General features: G+C 72.1%; 16 protein-coding genes. 3 read left to right on the top strand and 13 right to left on the bottom strand.

The window, feature by feature from the left end; genetic code table 11:
- From ACIGAN_RS25520 to ACIGAN_RS25475, 10 genes are all read right to left on the bottom strand, one after another.
- Window positions 1-993 (bottom strand): ABC transporter permease, encoded by a 993-nt coding sequence (locus ACIGAN_RS25520; protein WP_365095876.1) that lies wholly within the window; start codon window positions 991-993, stop codon window positions 1-3.
- Between the two features lie 80 nt (window positions 994-1,073).
- A complete protein-coding gene (locus ACIGAN_RS25515; protein ID WP_399860830.1) occupies window positions 1,074-2,774 on the bottom strand; it encodes an ABC transporter substrate-binding protein in 1,701 nt (566 codons plus the stop codon).
- A 77-nt stretch (window positions 2,775-2,851) separates the two neighbouring features.
- The gene (locus ACIGAN_RS25510) at window positions 2,852-3,883 is read right to left on the bottom strand and encodes an ABC transporter permease (RefSeq protein ID WP_365095881.1); all 1,032 of its coding nucleotides are present in this window, start codon (window positions 3,881-3,883) and stop codon (window positions 2,852-2,854) included.
- Between the two features lie 305 nt (window positions 3,884-4,188).
- Window positions 4,189-5,232, bottom strand: a complete 1,044-nt coding sequence (locus ACIGAN_RS25505; protein ID WP_365742297.1) for an NUDIX hydrolase — start codon at window positions 5,230-5,232, stop codon at window positions 4,189-4,191.
- Window positions 5,233-5,375: 143 nt separating this feature from the next.
- Entirely contained in the window at window positions 5,376-5,576 is a 201-nt protein-coding gene (locus tag ACIGAN_RS25500; RefSeq protein WP_094052079.1) for a hypothetical protein, read from the bottom strand.
- Window positions 5,577-5,642: 66 nt separating this feature from the next.
- Window positions 5,643-5,879 carry a hypothetical protein gene (locus tag ACIGAN_RS25495; protein ID WP_399860827.1) on the bottom strand — a complete coding sequence of 79 codons (237 nt, stop codon included), beginning with the start codon at window positions 5,877-5,879 and terminating at the stop codon, window positions 5,643-5,645.
- Window positions 5,880-6,049: 170 nt separating this feature from the next.
- Window positions 6,050-8,446 carry an ATP-binding cassette domain-containing protein gene (locus tag ACIGAN_RS25490; protein ID WP_399860824.1) on the bottom strand — a complete coding sequence of 799 codons (2,397 nt, stop codon included), beginning with the start codon at window positions 8,444-8,446 and terminating at the stop codon, window positions 6,050-6,052.
- Window positions 8,447-8,543: 97 nt separating this feature from the next.
- The gene (locus tag ACIGAN_RS25485; RefSeq protein WP_365095892.1) at window positions 8,544-8,960 is read right to left on the bottom strand and encodes a VOC family protein; all 417 of its coding nucleotides are present in this window, start codon (window positions 8,958-8,960) and stop codon (window positions 8,544-8,546) included.
- A gap of 10 nt (window positions 8,961-8,970) precedes the next feature.
- Window positions 8,971-9,417 carry a helix-turn-helix transcriptional regulator gene (locus tag ACIGAN_RS25480; RefSeq protein WP_365095894.1) on the bottom strand — a complete coding sequence of 149 codons (447 nt, stop codon included), beginning with the start codon at window positions 9,415-9,417 and terminating at the stop codon, window positions 8,971-8,973.
- 154 nt (window positions 9,418-9,571) lie between these two features.
- Window positions 9,572-10,525, bottom strand: coding sequence for an ROK family protein (locus ACIGAN_RS25475; RefSeq protein ID WP_399860820.1), 954 nt, complete (start codon window positions 10,523-10,525; stop codon window positions 9,572-9,574).
- Window positions 10,526-10,719: 194 nt separating this feature from the next.
- On the opposite strand from ACIGAN_RS25475, the gene ACIGAN_RS25470 reads away from it, so the two are divergent.
- Both ACIGAN_RS25470 and ACIGAN_RS25465 read left to right on the top strand, forming a co-directional pair.
- On the top strand, window positions 10,720-11,784 hold the full coding sequence (locus tag ACIGAN_RS25470; RefSeq protein WP_399860817.1) for a LacI family DNA-binding transcriptional regulator: 1,065 nt from the start codon (window positions 10,720-10,722) through the stop codon (window positions 11,782-11,784).
- A gap of 7 nt (window positions 11,785-11,791) precedes the next feature.
- Window positions 11,792-12,607 (top strand): hypothetical protein, encoded by an 816-nt coding sequence (locus tag ACIGAN_RS25465; RefSeq protein ID WP_399860814.1) that lies wholly within the window; start codon window positions 11,792-11,794, stop codon window positions 12,605-12,607.
- Here ACIGAN_RS25465 and ACIGAN_RS25460 read toward each other — a convergent pair.
- Together ACIGAN_RS25460 and ACIGAN_RS25455 are read right to left on the bottom strand one after the other, a co-directional pair.
- Entirely contained in the window at window positions 12,553-14,487 is a 1,935-nt protein-coding gene (locus ACIGAN_RS25460; RefSeq protein WP_399860811.1) for a serine/threonine-protein kinase, read from the bottom strand. The genes ACIGAN_RS25465 and ACIGAN_RS25460 overlap by 55 nt on opposite strands.
- 138 nt (window positions 14,488-14,625) lie before the next feature.
- Window positions 14,626-15,927, bottom strand: coding sequence for a DUF6986 family protein (locus ACIGAN_RS25455; RefSeq protein ID WP_399860808.1), 1,302 nt, complete (start codon window positions 15,925-15,927; stop codon window positions 14,626-14,628).
- Window positions 15,928-16,120: 193 nt separating this feature from the next.
- On the opposite strand from ACIGAN_RS25455, the gene ACIGAN_RS25450 reads away from it, so the two are divergent.
- A complete protein-coding gene (locus tag ACIGAN_RS25450) occupies window positions 16,121-17,026 on the top strand; it encodes an endonuclease/exonuclease/phosphatase family protein (RefSeq protein ID WP_365742315.1) in 906 nt (301 codons plus the stop codon).
- Window positions 17,027-17,082: 56 nt separating this feature from the next.
- On the opposite strand, the gene ACIGAN_RS25445 is transcribed toward ACIGAN_RS25450, so the two are convergent.
- Window positions 17,083-18,045, bottom strand: coding sequence for an electron transfer flavoprotein subunit alpha/FixB family protein (locus ACIGAN_RS25445; RefSeq protein ID WP_399860804.1), 963 nt, complete (start codon window positions 18,043-18,045; stop codon window positions 17,083-17,085).
- Window positions 18,046-18,059 lie beyond the last annotated feature (14 nt).

The raw sequence follows: 18,059 nt of genomic DNA, 5'->3' as shown, positions 1-18,059 counted from the left end.
TCAGGCGAGGCGTACGCGTGGGTCGACGAGGCCGTACACCAGGTCGACGACCACGTTGGCGAGGACGACGAACGTCGCGGCGAAGAGCGTGGTGCCGAGGATGACGGGCAGATCGGAGTTCTGCACGGAGTCCACCGCGAGCTTGCCGATGCCGTTGATGCCGAACACCGACTCGGTGATGACGGCGGAGCCGCCGATCAGGGAGCCGACGTCCATGCCGAAGATGGTGATGATGGGGGTGACGGCGGCCCGCAGCCCGTGCTTGAGGACGACGGTGGCCGCGGGCAGGCCCTTGGCGCGGGCGGTGCGCATGTAGTCCTCGGCGAAGACCTCCAGCATGGAGGAACGGGTCAGCCGGGTGTACATCGCGAGATAGACGACCACCAGGGTGGTCCACGGCAGGATCAGCCCCTGGAACCAGCCGGCCGGATCCTCGGTGATCGGCGTGTATCCGGAGGTCGGCAGGATCTGGAACGTGTCGACGAAGACGTACAGCAGGAGCAGGCCGATGAAGTAGATCTGCACGGACACGCCGAACAGGGCCAGTCCGACCGCCGCCTTGTCCGCCGCCCTGCCCCGGCGCACCGCCGCGACGGTGCCGAGGCCGACTCCGAGGACCAGGAACGCCACGGCGGCGCCGAGTCCGAGGGAGAGGTCGGCGGGGAAGTCCGACAGCAGGGTGGTCAGGACGGGGGTGTCGGTCTGGAAGGAGACGCCGAGGCAGGGCGCTTGGCAGTGGATGCGCACGCTCTGGTCGCCGAAGTCGCGCCCGGCGACCAGTCCCTTGAGGAACTCCCAGTACTGGGTCAGGTAGCTCCGGTCCAGGCCCAGGGAGTGTCTGATCTCCGCGAGCCGGGAGGGCGAGCAGGTCTTCCCGCAGGCCAGGAGCGCGGGGTCGGACGGCAGCGCGAAGAAGATGAAGAAGGTGATCGTGGTGATCACCAGCATGATCAGGGCCGCTGCCAGGAGGCGTCTGATGAGGTAACGAAACATGGGGTGCCGGGACCTGACGTGAGGGGGAGGGGCCCGCCGGCGGCCGGGACCGCCGGCGGGGTGCGAGGGAGTGGCGTCCGTCAGTGCTTGACGTAGACGTGGACCAGGCTCGGCTCGGCCAGGATCGTGTCGGGGATGACTCCGCCGACTCCGGAGCCGGACATGTCGCTGAAGTTCATGTACGTCAGCGGCACCACGGCGGCGTCCTTCAGGATCTGCTGGTCCATCCGCCCGTAGGTGGCGTTGCGCCGCTCGACGTCGGTCATCTTGGCGGCCTGGTCGATCAGCGCGTTGACCTTCGGGTCGTTCAGGTAGGACAGGTCCTGGTTGGCCTGCGGGTTCTTCCTGATCAGCCGGCCGTCGAAGAGGGTGGGGAGCACCGTGGAGGCGTTCGGCCAGTCGGCGATCCAGTCGCCCCAGGTCAGGTCGTACTGGTTCTTGGTGTTGTCGACGGTGCTGAAGTAGCTGGACGCGTCGATCGGGGAGATGTTGACGTGGATGCCGATGCGCTCCAGCGCCGTCTTCACCGCGTCGGCGAAGTGCTCCTGGGTGGGGGTGTTCTCCACGGCGATCGACATCGTGGGCTCGGGGTCGCCCGCCTGCCTCATCAGCTCCCTGGCCTTGGCGAGGTTGCCGGCCGGGTTGGCGCTGTACAGGTTGAACTTCCGGTAGCCGCCGATGCCGGGACTCAGCATGGTGGTGGCGTAGTCGCCGTAGGCCGCGCCGCCGAAGGCGCCGCGGACCGTCGTCTTGTCGATGGCGTACTCGATCGCCTGACGGACCCTCAGATCCTTCACGCGGGTGGTGTTGATGGCGAGGTAGTTGATGCCCGGCGCGGGGATCTTGTAGTAGCGGCTCTTCAGGGCCGGGTCGCCGGCGAGCTGGGCCAGGTCGGATCCGGCGATCGGCCACTGCTGGATCGACGTCCGGGCGGTACCGGCGTCGGCCTTGATCTGCTGGTCGATGGCCGACTCGTCCTGGCCGAACTTCACGTCCATCTCGTCGACGTTCTGCTGCCGGATCGGGTCGGTCGCCGCCGACCAGTGCGTGTTCCGGGTGAGGACGAGTTCCTTGTTCTTGGTGTACGACTTGATCATGTAGGGGCCGTCGGCCCAGACCTTGGTGTCGTACGTCGAGCCGGTGTCGTGGGCCTTGGGCACGGCCGCCCAGCCGGTCATCGCCGTGGTCTCGTTGAAGTCGGCCACCGGCTGGTTGAGATGGAAGACGATCGTGTACTTGTCCGGCGTCTGAATGGAGTCGAGCTGCTTGCCCTGGTAGGGGCCCTTGTAGCCGGCGCCGCCGACGAGCCACTGGGCGGCGTAGGGCGGTCCGCCGTTGATGTCGGAGGAGAAGAACCGCTCGACGCCGTACTTGACGTCGGCCGCGGTGACCTCGGTGCCGTCCTGGTACTTGACGCCGTGCCGGAGGTGGAAGGTCCACACGGTGGCGCCCTTGCTGGGCGTTCCGATGTCGGTGGCCAGGTCGCCGACGAGCTTGGGGGCCGAGCCCGTCTCGTCCCAGCCGGTGAGGGTGCGGACGATCTCCTCGTCCATGCTCGAACCCTCGGTGGTGTAGACGCGCTGGGGGTCGAGGTGGTCGAAGTCCGCCTTGTCCAGGACGGTCAGGGTGCCGCCCTTGCCGGGGGCCCCGCTGCTGCCGCTGCCGCTGCCGGAGGACCCTCCGCATGCGGTGGCTCCCAGGGCGATCAGCACGGCGGAGGCCGTGAGAGCGACCGTGCGCGATCTGCGCGTGCTGCGCGTGTTGCGCGTGTTGCGCGTCATTGAGGAAACTCCGTTCTTGCCATGGGCGCGGCAGCCGTGCGTGGGACCGCCGGGCCGGTACTCGGGGGGTGGCTCGTTCAGCCGCGGCGGGCGCGGGGATCCAGGGCGTCCCGGACGCCGTCCCCGAGGAGGTTGAGCGCCAGGACCAGCAGCAGGAGCAGGACGCCGGGCACGAAGAGGTACATCGGGTCCTGGAGGAAGAACTGGGAGGCGTCCGACAGCAGGGATCCCCAGTCGGGGTTGGGCGGGATGACACCGACGCCCAGGTACGACAGGGCCGCCTCGGTGGTGATGTTCTGCGGGACGGCCAGCGCGAAGGAGATCAGGATCGGCGCCCACAGGTTGGGCAGCAGCTGCCGGAACAGGATGTGCCGCCGTCCGGCGCTCATCAGCCGCGCCGCGTCCACGAACTCCCGCTCGCGCAGCGACAGCACCTGTCCGCGCACCAGCCGGGCGGTGTACGCCCAGGCGAACACCGCGATGTTGAGGACCAGCACGAGCAGACGCAGGTTCTCGTCGGTGCCGCCGTGGCTGTCGGTCTGCAGCGCGTTCTGGATCACCGGGGTGAGCGCGATGATGAACAGCAGCTGCGGGAACGCCAGCATGACGTCCATGACCCGCGACAGCAGCGAGTCGACCCAGCCGCCGAAATAGCCGGCCGCGAGACCGGCCACGACGCCGACGGCGGTGGACAGCACGGCGGAGGCGAATCCCACGTAGAGGGAGGTGCGCAGGCCGTAGACGACCCGGGCGAACAGGTCGTAGCCCGTGCCCGGTTCGACCCCGAGCAGGTGCTGTGGGCCGATGCCGCCCAGGGAACCGTAGGGGAAATTGCCCGTGTCGGGGTTGATCGCCTTGTTGTCGGGGGTGATCGGTCCCCAGCCGGTCACGGCGGTGAGGACCGGCGCGAGCAGGGCGACGGCGATGAACAGCAGGGCGGCCACCAGGGCGGCCAGTGTGACCTTGTCCCGCCTGATGCGCTTCCAGGCCATCCGGGCCGGTGAGCGGCCGGCGACGACCGTGCCGCCGGGTCTGGGGTCCTGCGTCGACGGCTCGGTCAGCAGCGCGGTGCCGCCGCCGGTGTCGACCGGCTGGTGTTGCGTGGTCATCGTACGGACATCCCGGATCTGCCCCTGGGGCAAGAAAATTGAACGGCGGTCGTTGCTTCCGCCGTGAGACTCTGCGGACTTTCGCAATGCGGCGCGAGTCCGGTCAAGGCGCGCAGGGGCCGGAAAAGGGATTGTTTGCGGTCCTGGAAAAGTGTTGACGAGAGCGGGGAAAGTGATTACCCGCAGCGTGACGGGATGCGGGAGATTCCTTGGGAATCGCTTAGGAGGGGCTCCGGCGATGTTTCCTTGTGCTTTTCCCTCGGAATCCCCCGGGCCGGGTAAAGGGCGTGGGCTCGGGATGCGGGTCAGCCGACCGGGGTTCCGGCTTCCAGGTAGATGGCCGCGCCGCGCTCGCGGGCCCGCAGGGCCCAGCGCAGTCGCTCGTAGCGCACGGGCGGCAGCAGTTCGGCGGCTTCCTCCTCCGTCACGAACCGCCAGTCGCGCAGCTCCGGTCCGGGCAGCAGCATCTCGCCGGCCGCCGCGGAGTCGAGCCGGCCGCCGTCGAAGAGCAGGCGCAGTCCGCCGAAGCCGGGGGGCACGGGGCGTTCCCAGTCGACGACGAGCAGGCCGGGCACCTCGTCGAGGCGGATGCCGGTCTCCTCGGCGACCTCGCGCATCCCGGCGCGGGCGGGCGCCTCACCGGGTTCGACCACGCCGCCGGGGAACTCCCAGCCGGCCTTGTAGGTCGGGTCGACGAGGAGCACGCGGTCCTGTTCGTCGAAGAGGAGCACACCGGCGGCGAGCGTCTCGGCGGTGGGCTCGGGCGTCTGGACGATGTCACAGACGGGCACGGAGCCGCTGTTCAGGGCCTCGGCGATGCGGGCGGCGGCCTGGTACGGGGTGAGGTGGCTGGTGTCGACGGGGTGGGCGTCGGCGGTGAGCCAGGAGGCGAGGGCGGCGCGGTAGGGCTCGATGTGGTCGAAGGACCACTGGCGTATGCGCAGTTCGCCGTCGGGCAGGTCGGGCGGTATCTCACGGCCCGCTATGCGCTCCCGCAGTATCGTTTCGGCCGGGGTGAGCAGGATGTGGCTGACGGCGATCCTGCGCGCGGCGAGTCCGCCGAAGATCTCGTCCCGGTACTCCTGGCGCAGCAGGGTCATGGGGACCACGAGGGTCCCGCCGAGCTCGGCGAGCATCGCGGCGGCGGTGTCGATCACGAGCCGGCGCCAGATCGGCAGGTCCTGGAAGTCGCCGACCTCGGCGAGGTGTTTCGGCGGCAGCAGGTACCGCAGCGCTCCGCCGATGACCTCGGGGTCGAAGAGCGCGCTGTTCGGGATCAGTTCGATCAGTTCCTGTGCGGTGGTTGTCTTCCCCGCACCGAACGCGCCGTTGATCCAGACGACGGTCACAGGTCCCCCTCTTCTGTTGGCCCCCTGAGGCTTGCCCGCTCCACCCTGCCACGGAAACCAGCCCCAGTTGAGGGCGCATGACGACGGCGCCGGCGCCCCCGTGTGCGGGAGCGCCGGCGCCGTGGCCGGGGCGGGGCGGTTCGTCAGCCCTTCTCGTTCTTCTCGCTGCCGTCCTCCCGGTCCAGGGACAGGCTGTCCTTGGCGACGGTCTCGTCGAGCGTCTTGAGGGTGTCGTCCACGCTGAGGGTGCCCAGGTTCTCCGTCAGGGCGTGGGACGGGGTGACCGCCGCGACGACGAAGCCGGTGGCGAGGGAGGCGATGGCGAGCATGCTGCGCTTCTTCATGCCCGGCACAACGCCCGGACCCGCTCCGGGGTCACGCGGGCGCGTACGACCGGGCGAACCGCACGCTCAGGCGAGGTCGTCCGCGGTGCCGGCGCCCCAGCTGTCCGGGCCGCCGCCGCGCCACTCGATCAGCCCCGACGCCGCCACGTACGTCTCGTCCGCGTCCTCGATGCCCGCGCGCCGCAGGAACTCGGCGATGTCGAGCAGCCCGTAGGCGATGCCGAGGAACTGGTCGTCCACACGGACCCGCCGGCCGCCGTCCGCGGCGGGCGGGTAGACCACGACGGGTTTCACGGACGCCATGCGACCAGCCTGCGCGGGGGCGGCCCGGGCCGCCCCCCGGACACGTCCGTTCGGCCGACCCGGCGCCCCGGACCGGACACCGCGAGACCACCCCGGCCCGCCGGGCCCGGCCCCCGCGCCGCGGCGACTCGGCGGTGCCAGGCCGCTGTGGCGCGGAAGAAGGCGTCCCGTCAGGCGCCCACGTACGCCGCCAGGTGCTGCCCCGTCAGGGTGGAGCGGTCGGCGATCAGGGCGGCCGGGGTGCCCTCGAAGACGATGCGGCCCCCGTCGTGACCGGCGCCGGGGCCGAGGTCGATGATCCAGTCGGCGTGGGCCATGACCGCCTGGTGGTGCTCGATCACGATCACCGACTTGCCGGCGTCGACGAGCCGGTCCAGCAGGCCGAGCAGCTGCTCCACGTCCGCGAGGTGCAGACCGGTGGTCGGCTCGTCGAGCACGTAGACGCCGCCCTTGTCGGCCATGTGCGTGGCCAGCTTCAGCCGCTGCCGCTCGCCGCCGGACAGCGTCGTGAGCGGCTGGCCGAGGGTGAGGTAGCCGAGCCCGACGTCGGCGAGCCGCTCCAGGATCCGGTGCGCGGCCGGCGTACGGGCCTCGCCGGCGCCGAAGAACTCCTCCGCCTCGGTCACCGACATCGCGAGCACCTCGCTGATGTCCCGGCCGCCGAGCCGGTACTCCAGCACCGAGGCCTGGAACCGCTTGCCCTCGCAGTCCTCGCAGGGGGTGTCGACGCCGGCCATCATGCCGAGGTCGACGTAGACGACCCCGGCGCCGTTGCAGGTGGGGCAGGCGCCCTCGGAGTTGGCGCTGAACAGGGCCGGCTTCACGCCGTTGGCCTTGGCGAAGGCCTTGCGGATCGGGTCGGCGAGCCCGGTGTACGTCGCCGGGTTGCTGCGGCGCGAGCCCTTGATCGGGCTCTGGTCCACGGAGATCACGCCCGCGTCGGCGGGGATCGAGCCGTGCAGCAGCGAGCTCTTGCCCGAGCCGGCCACGCCCGTGACCACGGTGAGCACTCCGAGCGGGATGTCGACGTCGACGTCCTGGAGGTTGTTGGCCGAGGCGCCCCGGATCTCCAGCGCGCCGGTGGGCTCGCGGACCGTCTCCTTGAGCCTGGCCCGGTCGTCGAGGTGCCGGCCGGTGACCGTGTCGGCCGCACGCAGCCCTTCGACCGTGCCCTCGAAGCAGACGGTGCCGCCGGCCGTCCCGGCGCCGGGGCCCAGGTCGACGACATGGTCGGCGATCGCGATCGTCTCCGGCTTGTGCTCGACGACGAGGACCGTGTTGCCCTTGTCCCGCAGTCGCAGCAGCAGGTCGTTCATCCGCTGGATGTCGTGCGGGTGCAGGCCGATGGTGGGCTCGTCGAAGACGTAGGTGACGTCCGTGAGGGACGATCCGAGGTGGCGGATCATCTTCACGCGCTGCGCCTCACCGCCAGAGAGCGTGCCCGCCGGGCGGTCGAGCGAGAGATAGCCGAGGCCGATCTCCACGAAGGAGTCGAGGGTGCCCTGCAACGCGGTGAGCAGCGGCGCCACCGACGGTTCCGCCAGGCTCCGCACCCACTCCGCCAGGTCCCGGATCTCCATGGCGCAGGCGTCGGCGATGCTGACCTTGCCGATCCGGGACGAGCGGGCCGCCTCGGTCAGCCGCGTGCCGTCGCACTCGGGGCAGGTGGTGAAGGTGACCGCCCGTTCCACGAACGCCCGGATGTGCGGCTGCATCGCCTCCTTGTCCTTGGACAGGAACGATTTCTGGATCTTGGGGATCAAGCCCTCGTAGGTGAGGTTGACGCCGTTGACCTTGACCTTGGTGGGCTCGCCGTAGAGGAAGGCCTGCATCTCCTTCTTGGTGAACCGGCGGATCGGCTTGTTCGGGTCGAGGAAGCCGGACTGGGCGTAGAGGCCGACGGTCCAGACGCTGTCGGACTTCCAGCCGGGGATGGTGAACGCGCCCTCGGCGATCGACTTGGAGTCGTCGTAGAGCTGGGTGAGGTCGATGTCGGAGACCTTGCCGCGGCCCTCGCAGCGGGTGCACATGCCGCCGGTGCGGGAGAAGGTCGCCTTCACCGTCCTGGTCTTCTCGGCGCCGCGGTCGACGCGGATGCCGCCGGACGCGCTGACGGAGGCGGTGTTGAAGGAGTAGGCGCTGGGCGGGCCGATGTGCGGCTCGGCGAGCCGGCTGAAGAGGATGCGCAGCATCGCGTTGGCGTCGGTGGCGGTGCCGACCGTGGAGCGGGGGTCGCCGCCCATGCGCTGCTGGTCGACGGCGATCGCGGTGGTCAAACCGTCCAGCACGTCGACCTCGGGCCTGGCCCGGTTGGGCATGAAACCCTGCAGGAAGGCGCTGTAGGTCTCGTTGATGAGCCGCTGCGACTCCGCCGCGATCGTGTCGAACACCAGTGAGCTCTTGCCCGAGCCGGAGACACCGGTGAAGACCGTCAGCCGGCGCTTGGGGATCTCGATGCTGACGTCCTTGAGGTTGTTCTCGCGCGCGCCGTGCACGCGGATCACGTCATGGCTGTCGGCGATGTGCGGCCCGGACGACCGTCTGTCCGTGGTCGTGGCCTTGCTCATGGTGGCTCCATCTGTCGGGCGGGGCTGCCGCGTTCGGACGATCTCGTCCCCGCGCCGGGCCCCGGGGCGCGGCGCGGGGATGGGTGCTGCGGGGCTGCTACCGCCCCTTGAGCTGCTGGATGCGGACCATGTTGCCCGCGGGGTCGCGGAAGGCACAGTCGCGGACGCCGTAGGGCTGGTCCACCGGCTCCTGCACCACCTCGGCATCGCCCGCCTGGAGCCGCTCGAAGACGCCGTCGACGTCGGCGGTGGACAGGACGATGCCGGCGTAGGTGCCCTTGGCCATCATCTCCGTGATGGTGCGGCGCTCGTCGTCGGTGACGCCGGGATCGGCGGCCGGCGGGTGCAGCACGATGCTGGTGCCGGGCTGGCCGGCGGGGCCGACCGTGATCCAGCGCATGCCCTCGTACCCGACGTCGTTGCGTACTTCGAAGCCGAGGGTGTCGCGGTAGAACGCCAGGGCGGCGTCCGGGTCGTCGTGCGGCAGGAAGCTGGCGTGAATGGTGAGGTCCATGGCCCTCACGCTAGTTTCGGCCCGCGGCGGGCGCTTCTCGATTCCTGACCGGTCTGGTGACCTGCTTGGCGACGCACGACGGGATCCCGGCGGTCGCACGCGCCGCCTCCCGCCGGTAGGCGCTGGGAGGCATGCCGACCAGCTCGGTGAAGCGCGTGCTGAAGGTGCCCAGCGACGAGCAGCCGACCTCGAAGCACACCTCGGTGACGCTGAGGTCGCCGCGGCGCAGCAGCGCCATCGCGCGCTCGATCCGGCGCGTCATGAGGTAGCTGTAGGGCGACTCGCCGTACGCCTGACGGAACGCGCGGCTGAGATGACCGGCCGACATGTGCACCCCCCGGGCCAGCGCCTCGACGTCCAGCGGCTGCGCGTACTCCCGGTCGATCCGGTCCTTCACCCGGCGCAGCCGGGCGAGATCGCTCAGCCGCCGAGCCGAGACGGGTCTGCTGCTGCTCACACGGCCGATCGTGCCACACCGCACTGACACGCGGACCGTTTCCGGGTCAGGGCCCACCCCCGCCGGACGGCGCCCGCCCTCGCCGCCCGGACGTCCCCGCCCGCGCGCTGCCCGCGCATCCCAGCCCTCGACGGCTGAACGTTCCTGCCGGGACTCACACCCCCGCGGCCGCCGGGTCCGTCCGCCGGGTCAGCACGGCCGCCGCCGCGCCCACCAGCCCCGCGTCCGTGCCCATCTGGGCCGGTGCCACGGCGAGGTGCTGGACGAAGGACAGGGTCGCGTAGGAGCGCAGGGCCGTGCGCAGGGGCGTGAAGAGGATGTCGCCCGCCTTGCCCACTCCCCCGCCGATCACGACGATGTCGATCTCCACGAGGGTGGCGGTGGCGGCGATCCCGGCGGCCAGGGCCTGGGCCGCCCGCTCGAAGGAGGCGACGGCCACCGGGTCGCCGGACCGGGCGGCGGCGGCCACCGCGGCGGCGGAGGTGTCCCCGTCCGGGCCGGGCCGCCAGCCGCCGTCCAGGGCGCGCCGGGCGATGTTGGGGCCGCTGGCGATGCGCTCCACGCAACCGCGCGACCCGCAGGGGCACGGGTCGCCGTCCAGGTCGACGCTGATGTGGCCGATGTGCCCGGCGTTGCCGGTGGGTCCGGGGTGCAGCCGCCCGCCGAGCACCAGGCCGCCGCCGACGCCGGTGGAGACCACCATGCACAGGGCGTTGTCATGGCCGCGGGCGGCGCCCTGCCAGTGCTCCGCCGCCGTGATCGCCACACCGTCGCCGATCAGTTCCACGGGCAGGTCTCCGGTCGCGGCACGGACCCGGGCGACGAGCGGGTAGTCGCGCCAGCCGGGCACGTTCACCGGGCTGACCGTCCCCGCAGAGGCGTCCACGGGCCCGGCGCTGCCGATCCCGACGGCCGTGGCGCGCGGCCACAGCGGCGACGTGCCGAGTTCGCCGAGCACCTGCTCCACCGCCCGCATCACGGTGTCGCCGTCCTCCCGGGCGGGCGTCGGCCGCTGGGCGCGTGCCAGGATCCGGCCGTGGTCGTCCACCAGCGCGCCGGCGATCTTGGTGCCGCCGATGTCGAGCGCGGCCACGAGGTCGGTGTGCATCAGTGTCGGATCTCCCCGTCAACCATGAGTGAAACGCCGTGAGAAGCCATCGGGCACGGCGAACGCGGACCGGCCCTGCGGCGGTGCGCCGGTCCGGAGTTCACGGTGGACAGTCTCCCCCGAGCCTGACAACGTTGTCCAGGCTCTATGCTCGACGCCACATCCTCATACAAACCCAGGACCGACGCATCCCCGTGGACGACAGGACAGGACACCGCACCGTGCCCCAGACGCACCTCCGATCCGCTACGCGCTACGGCAACCGTCCGACGATGAAGGACGTCGCCGCCCGTGCCGGGGTCGGCCTCAAGACCGTCTCGCGGGTCGTGAACGGGGAGCCGGGCGTCACGCCGGAGACGGAGCGGCGGGTGCAGGAGGCGATCAACGCGCTCGGTTTCCGCCGCAACGACAGCGCGCGCGTGCTGCGCAAGGGCCGCACGGCGAGCATCGGCCTGGTCCTGGAGGACCTCGCGGACCCGTTCTACGGTCCACTGAGCCGGGCGGTCGAGGAGGTGGCCCGGGCGCACGGCGCCCTGCTCATCAACGGCTCCAGCGCGGAGGACCCCGAGCGCGAGCAGGAACTGGTGCTGGCCCTGTGCGCGCGGCGGGTGGACGGTCTCGTGGTCATCCCGGCCGGGGACGACCACCGGTATCTGGAGCCGGAGCTCAAGGCGGGCGTGGCCACGGTGTTCGTGGACCGGCCGGCCGGGCACATCGACGCCGACGTGGTGCTGTCGGACAACTTCGGCGGCGCCCGTGACGGCGTGGCCCACCTCATCGCGCACGGGCACCGCCGGATCGGCTTCGTCGGCGACATGCCCCGTATCCACACCGCCGCCGAGCGGCTGCGCGGCTACCGGACCGCGATGGAGGACGCGGGCATACCGGTGGCGGACTCCTGGATGTCCCTCGGGGTCACCGACCCCGAGCGGGTGCGCAGGGCCGCCGAGGAGATGCTGTCGGGCCCGGACCCGGTCACCGCGATCTTCGCGGGCAACAACCGGGTGACGGTCACGGTGATCCGGGTGCTCGCCGAGCAGACCCGACCGGTCGCCCTCGTCGGCTTCGACGACATCGAGCTGGCCGACCTGCTGCAGCCGGGGGTCACGGTCGTCGCCCAGGACGCGGCGGACATCGGCCGCACCGCTGCGGAACGTCTCTTCCGGCAGTTGGACGGCAGCCTGCTCTCCCCCGAGCGCATCGAACTGCCGACCCGTCTGATCACCCGCGGCTCGGGTGAGATCCCCCCGGCGGACTGAGCGGCCCATGCCCCGCCCCGTGGAACGGACGCTGCGAGCCCTCGGCCTCGCCGACGCGCCGCGCGAGCATCCCCTGCTGTATCCGGGCGCCTGGCCCGCCGACTCGGGGATCCTCGACGGAGACCGCTTCCTGCCGCCCGAGCGGCTGGTGTACGCCGACCGCACGCCCGTCCTCGCCATCGGCTCCAACGGCTCCCCCGGCCAGTTGCGGCACAAGATGCGGGAGTTCGGGATCAGCACGCCGCTGCCGATGGTGAAGGCCCGGGTGACCGGCGTCGACGCCGGGGTCTCCGCGCATGTGAGCCGCATGGGATACGTGTCGGCGTCACCGGTCGGCGCCCCGGACACCGTGCGCGCGTTGTTCGTGCTCTGGCCGGACGCCGAGCAGCTCGCGGTGATCGACGCGAGCGAGGGTGTGCCGGTGCCGGGCGGCAACTTCGACCGGGCCTGGCTGCCCGCGCCCGCCGTACGGGTCGACCTCGCGGACGGCACGCGGCTGCCCGGCGTGTACGCCTACGTCAACCGGCACGGCGTCCTGCACGACGGCACGGGCGTGCCGCGCACCCACCCCGGTCAGCGCGAGCTGCTCACCGAGTTGCTCGTGGCGCTGCCGCGGCTGCGGGAGCTGTTCGGCGTGGTGCCCGAGGAGTTCTGCGCACGGGCCCGCGCCGACCGGCGGCTGTGCGAGCGGGGCACGCGGCTGTTCGTCGAGGAGAAGCTGGTGACGGCGTCCGGGCTGGAGCGGTACGTGGCGGCCGCGGTGCGCCGTCAGCAGAGCGGGAGCCCGGGGACGGGCCCGTCGTTGTCACCGCCCTTGACGTAGACGTCGCTGACCCAGACGTCGGTGTTGCCGCTGTCGTCGTCGGTCTTCGCCCACCACACGTTGGTCCACTCCCCGTACGTCTCGCGGCGGCCCAGGTTCTGCTGGCAGTAGAAGTAGTTGGTGCCCGCGTTGAGGATGCCGACCTTGGTGCCGGAGGCCGTGTAGGAGTCGGCGGTCCTCCAGACCTGGCAGTTGTACTTGCCGCCGCCGATGGCGTGGCAGGCCGGGGCCACGGTGCTGGTGCCGCCGGTCGTGGCGCCGCCGCCGGTCGAACCGCCGTCGGTACCCCCGTTCCCGCCGCCGGTCGTGGCGCCCCCGGAGGACGTGGCGGGGGCCGAGGTGGAGGGCCGGCCGGAGGGCCCGGGCTTGTCCTCCCCGGGCTTCGCGGACGGGTCCTCGCCTTTGCCGTCCCCCTTGCCGCCCCGTTCGTCCCCCTGCCGGGTGGGCCTCGGGGCGTTCGAGCCGTCGTCGGTGCGACCGGGTTCGGAGGCCGCGGCTCCGGCGACGCCGGGCCGGGCGTCCGGTGCCGAGCCGTCCCCCTTCCCGAGCAGGGCGACGGTGGTGCCGGCGGCCGCGAGGACGACGAGCACGGCCGCGGCGGCGAGGAGCGTGCGCGTCTTCTTGCGGCGGGCGGTGGGGTGAGGACTCACCGGGCCGGTGGGCGCGGTGCCGCTCACCTCGCCCGGACCGAAGCCCTGCGTGCCCGCACCCGGGCCGTGCGGACCCTGCGGGCCGTGCGGACCCGACGGCTGCGCGCCGGTACCGGAGACGCCCGGAAAGCCGGCGTCGGCTGTCTGTGGGGCGCTGCCGGGGGCGTCCCTGCCTGGCGTGGCGCCGGAGCCTGGCGTTCCGAAGGCCGCGGCCGGGCCGCATCCGGGCGTGCCCGGACTCTGCTGCGGCGCGGCGGCGCCCTGGAGCGGAGGTCCGAATCCCGGCGGCACCGCCGGCACGCTGCGCTCGGTCTCCTGGCGCGGGTTCGGGGCCACCGGGCCGCGCAGGGTCGAGGTGGGCGTGTCCGCGCCGCCCGGCTCCGCCACCGCCCGGAGCAGGTCGCGGGCCTGGTCGGCCTCGGGGCGGGCCTCGGGGCGCTTGTCCATCAGGCGCCGCAGCACCGGGCCGAGCGGGCCGGCGCGGCGGGGGTCGGGCAGCGGCTCGCTCACGATCGCGGTGAGCGTGGAGAACGTGGAGGTGCGGCGGAAGGGCGAGGCGCCCTCGACGGCCGCGTACAGCGTGGCGCCCAGGGCCCAGATGTCGGAGGCGGGGCCCGGTTCGGCGCCCTGGGCCCGCTCGGGGGCCAGGTAGTCGAGGGAGCCGACGAGTTCGCCGCTGCGGGTCAGGTGCGTGGCCGAACCGTCGCCCGGGTCGTCCATGGTGGCGATGCCGAAGTCCGTGAGGACGACCCGGCCGGAGCGGTCGAGCAGGATGTTGCCGGGCTTGACGTCCCGGTGCAGGACGCCCACCCGGTGGGCGGCGGCCAGCGCCTCCATGACCTTCGCGCCGATCCCGGCGGCCTCGTGCGGGTCCAGTGGGCCGCGGTCGCGCAGGACGTCGTCCAGGGACGGTCCGTCGACCAGCTCCATGACGATGATCGGGCGTCCGTCGACCTCGGCGATGTCGTGCACGGCGATGACACCGGGATGGCGGACCCGGGCCGCGGCACGCGCCTCGCGCTGCATCCGCAGCTGCAGACCGGCCAGTTCGGGTCCGGCCGCGTCGGTGTAGGTGCGCAGTTCCTTGACGGCGACCTCACGGCCGAGGACCTCGTCCACGGCCTTCCAGACGACGCCCATGCCGCCGCGTCCCAGCCGGGCAGTGACGCGGTACCTGCCCGCCAGCAGCCGGCCGGTCCCGTCCGCCTGCCCGTACTCCCCCGTCGACACCGCTGCCCCGTTCCCTCGAACCCACCGGATTCCGGTGGCCCGTCCGTATGTGGCGTACAGACTACGGGCCCGCGGTGACGGCGGCGGCGTTGTGCCGAGGGCTGTGACCGGGCCGGTACGTGCCGGCCGGCGGGGTCCTCAGGCGGACGCGGTGAGGTCTCCTCGCCGGGGCATCGCGAAGCTCTCCAGGCCGCTCCGGGTCAGGCCGGTGAGCCGGGCGACCTCGCCGATGTCGAGGGCGCCGCAGTCCAGGCCGCGCAGCAGGTAGCCGCTGAGGGCCTTGGCGGTGGCGGGTTCGTCCATGACGTCGCCGGCGGTGCGGCCGGCGTAGCGGGCGAGGCGGGCGGCGGCCTGTTCGAAACCCTCCCGGTAGAAGGCGAAGACGGCCGCGTACCGGGTGGGGAGGTGTCCGGGGTGCATGTCCCAGCCCTGGTAGTAGGCGCGGGCCAGGGCGCGGCGGGTGAGGCCGTAGTGCAGGCGCCAGGCGGCGTGGACCTTCTCCGTGGGTCCGACGGGCAGGACGTTGGTGGAGCCGTCGCAGACCCGGACGCCCGTGCCTGCGGCGGCGACCTGCATGACGGCCTTGGCGTGGTCGGCGGCGGGGTGGTCGCTGGCCTGGTGGGCGGCGGAGACGCCGAGGCAGGCGCTGTAGTCGAAGGTGCCGTAGTGCAGTCCGGTGGCGCGGCCCTCGGCGGCCTGGATCATGCGGGCGACGGTGGCGGTGCCGTCGGCGGCGAGGATGGACTGGCTGGTCTCGATCTGGATCTCGAAGCCGATCCGGCCGGGTTCGAGGCCGTGGGTCTGCTCGAAGGCGTCCAGCAGCCGGGCCATGGCGGTGACCTGCTCGGCGTAGGTCACCTTGGGCAGGGTGAGGACCAGCCCCGGGGGCAGGCCGCCGGCCTCCATCAGACCGGTGAGGAAGATGTCGAGGGTGCGGATGCCCCGGGCGCGCACGGGCGCTTCCATGCACTTCATGCGGATGCCCATGCAGGGGGCGGCGGTGCCGTCGGCGTACGCCTCGGTGATGATCCGGGCGGCGCGGGCGGCGGCCTCGTCCTCCTCGGCGTCGGGGCGGTTGCCGTAGCCGTCCTCGAAGTCGACGCGCAGGTCCTCGACCGGCTCGCGCTCCAGCTTGGCCCGCACGCGCGCGTGCACGGGTTCGGCGAGTTCCTCGGCCAGGCCGAGGACCGCGGCGAAGGAGGCGGCGTCCGGGGCGTGTTCGTCCAGGGCGGCCAGGGCCCGGTCGCCCCAGGAGCGGACGGTGTCGGCGGCGAAGACGTCGCCGGGCACGTAGACGGTGTGGACGGGCTGGCGGGTGCCGGGGTCTCCGGGGTAGCGGCGTTCCAGTTCGGCGTCGACCGGGGCGAGGGAGGCGCTGATCTCCTTGCTGACGGCGCCCGCGAGGCTCGTCGCCACCTTCTCCTGCTGGCCGTGACCCATTCCCAGACCCTCCTGTTTTCCGCTGTACGGAATCAACAATCCGTAGAGCGAAGTTATCGGCCGACCTTCGGGCTGGTCAACCATGTCGTGCCGTGGAGTTCCCCCTCTTCGCGCGCGTGCCCCGCGGACTCCGCCTCCTCTTCCGTATTCACCGGGCAGGCTTCATCCTGCCGTGCAAGGGGAGGGAGATCATGTGCCGAACGAGGTCGGAGTGACGCGCCGCCGCGGACTCAAGGCGGCGGCGGCCGCCGCCGTCGCCGGACCGCTGCTCACCACCGCGGGCCCCGCGCGGCCCGCCACCGCCGGCGAGCACGCGGGCGCCCTGGACGTCATGACGTTCAACGTGCGCTTCGGGACCGTCGTCGACGACACACCGCGCTGGTCCGAGCGCCGCCCGGTGATGCGGGAGCTGCTGCGCCGCGAGCGACCGCACGTCATCGGCACCCAGGAAGGGCTCTACGGGCAGGTGCGCGCGATCCGCACGGATCTGGGCGAGCCCTACGACTGGATCGGCGTCGGACGCGGCGGCGGCAGCAAGGATGAGTTCATGGCGGTCTTCTACGACACGCGCAGACTCGCCCCGGTCGAGTTCGATCACTTCTGGCTGTCCGACACCCCGTACGTGATCGCCTCGAACACCTGGGGCGCGGACTGGCTGCGCATGGTGACCTGGGTCCGCTTCGCCGATCTCGCCCGCGGGGGACGGGAGTTCTACGTCCTCAACACCCACCTGGACAGCGTCAGCCAGTACGCCCGGGAACGGTCGGCGGAACTCATCGGCGAGACGATCGCCGGGTGGGACCGGTCGTTGCCGGTCGTGGTCACCGGCGACTTCAACGCGGCCGCCCACGACAACCGGGTGTACGACCTCATGCTCGGCATCGGGCTGGTGGACGCCTGGGACGCGGCGGCCTCGCGCGGCCCGGCGTACGGGACGCACCACGGCTACCGGCGGCCCCGGCCCGGCGGGCGGCGCATCGACTGGATCCTCACCACGCCCGGGGTGACCACGCACTGGGCCCGGATGAACACCTTCAGCAGTAACGGGACGTACCCGAGCGACCATCTGCCGGTGCAGGCCTCGATGACGCTGGGATGACACGAGGCCCCCGCGACCGTTCGCCGGTCACGGGGGCCTCCTGCGGCCGGTGCCGATCAGCCCTTGCGGGCCTTGATCTCCTCGGTCAGGGCGGGGACGACGTCGAAGAGGTCGCCGACGACGCCGTAGTCGACGAGGTCGAAGATCGGGGCCTCGGCGTCCTTGTTGATCGCCACGATCGTCTTCGAGGTCTGCATGCCGGCGCGGTGCTGGATCGCGCCGGAGATGCCGGAGGCGATGTACAGCTGCGGCGACACGCTCTTGCCGGTCTGGCCGACCTGGTTGGTGTGCGGGTACCAGCCGGCGTCCACCGCGGCGCGCGAGGCGCCGACGGCCGCGCCGAGGGAGTCGGCGAGGGCCTCGATGATCGCGAAGTTCTCCGCGCCGTTGACGCCACGGCCGCCGGAGACGACGATCGCGGCCTCGGTCAGCTCCGGGCGGCCCGTGGACTCACGCGGCGTGCGGCCGGTGACCTTGGTGCCGGTGGCCTGGGCGGAGAAGGACACGTTCAGCGCCTCGACCGCGCCGGCGGCCGGGGCGGCCTCCACGGCGGCGCTGTTGGGCTTCACCGTGATGACCGGGGTGCCCTTGGAGACACGGGACTTGGTGGTGAAGGACGCGGCGAACACCGACTGGGTGGCCACCGGGCCCTCGTCGCCGGCCTCCAGGTCGACGGCGTCGGTGATGATGCCGGAACCCAGGCGCAGCGCCAGGCGGGCGGCGATCTCCTTGCCCTCGGCGGAGGACGGCACCAGCACGGCGGCCGGGGAGACGGCCTCGTGGGCGGCCTGGAGGGCGTCCACCTTCGGCACGACCAGGTAGTCGGCGTACTCGGCGGCCTCGTGCGTGAGGACCTTGACCGCGCCGTGCTCGGCGAGCGCGGCGGCGGTGTCACCGGCGCCGTTGCCCAGCGCGACGGCGACCGGCTCGCCGATGCGGCGGGCCAGGGTCAGCAGCTCCAGGGTGGGCTTGCGGACGGCGCCGTCCACGTGGTCGACGTAGACGAGAACTTCAGCCATGGGACTTCTTCTCT

Source organism: Streptomyces sp. NPDC085931, assembly GCF_044540565.1.
Taxonomy (GTDB): Bacteria; Actinomycetota; Actinomycetes; order Streptomycetales; family Streptomycetaceae; genus Streptomyces.
Note: the sequence above shows the minus strand (reverse complement) of the source record. Positions and strands in the feature narration are given on the sequence as shown.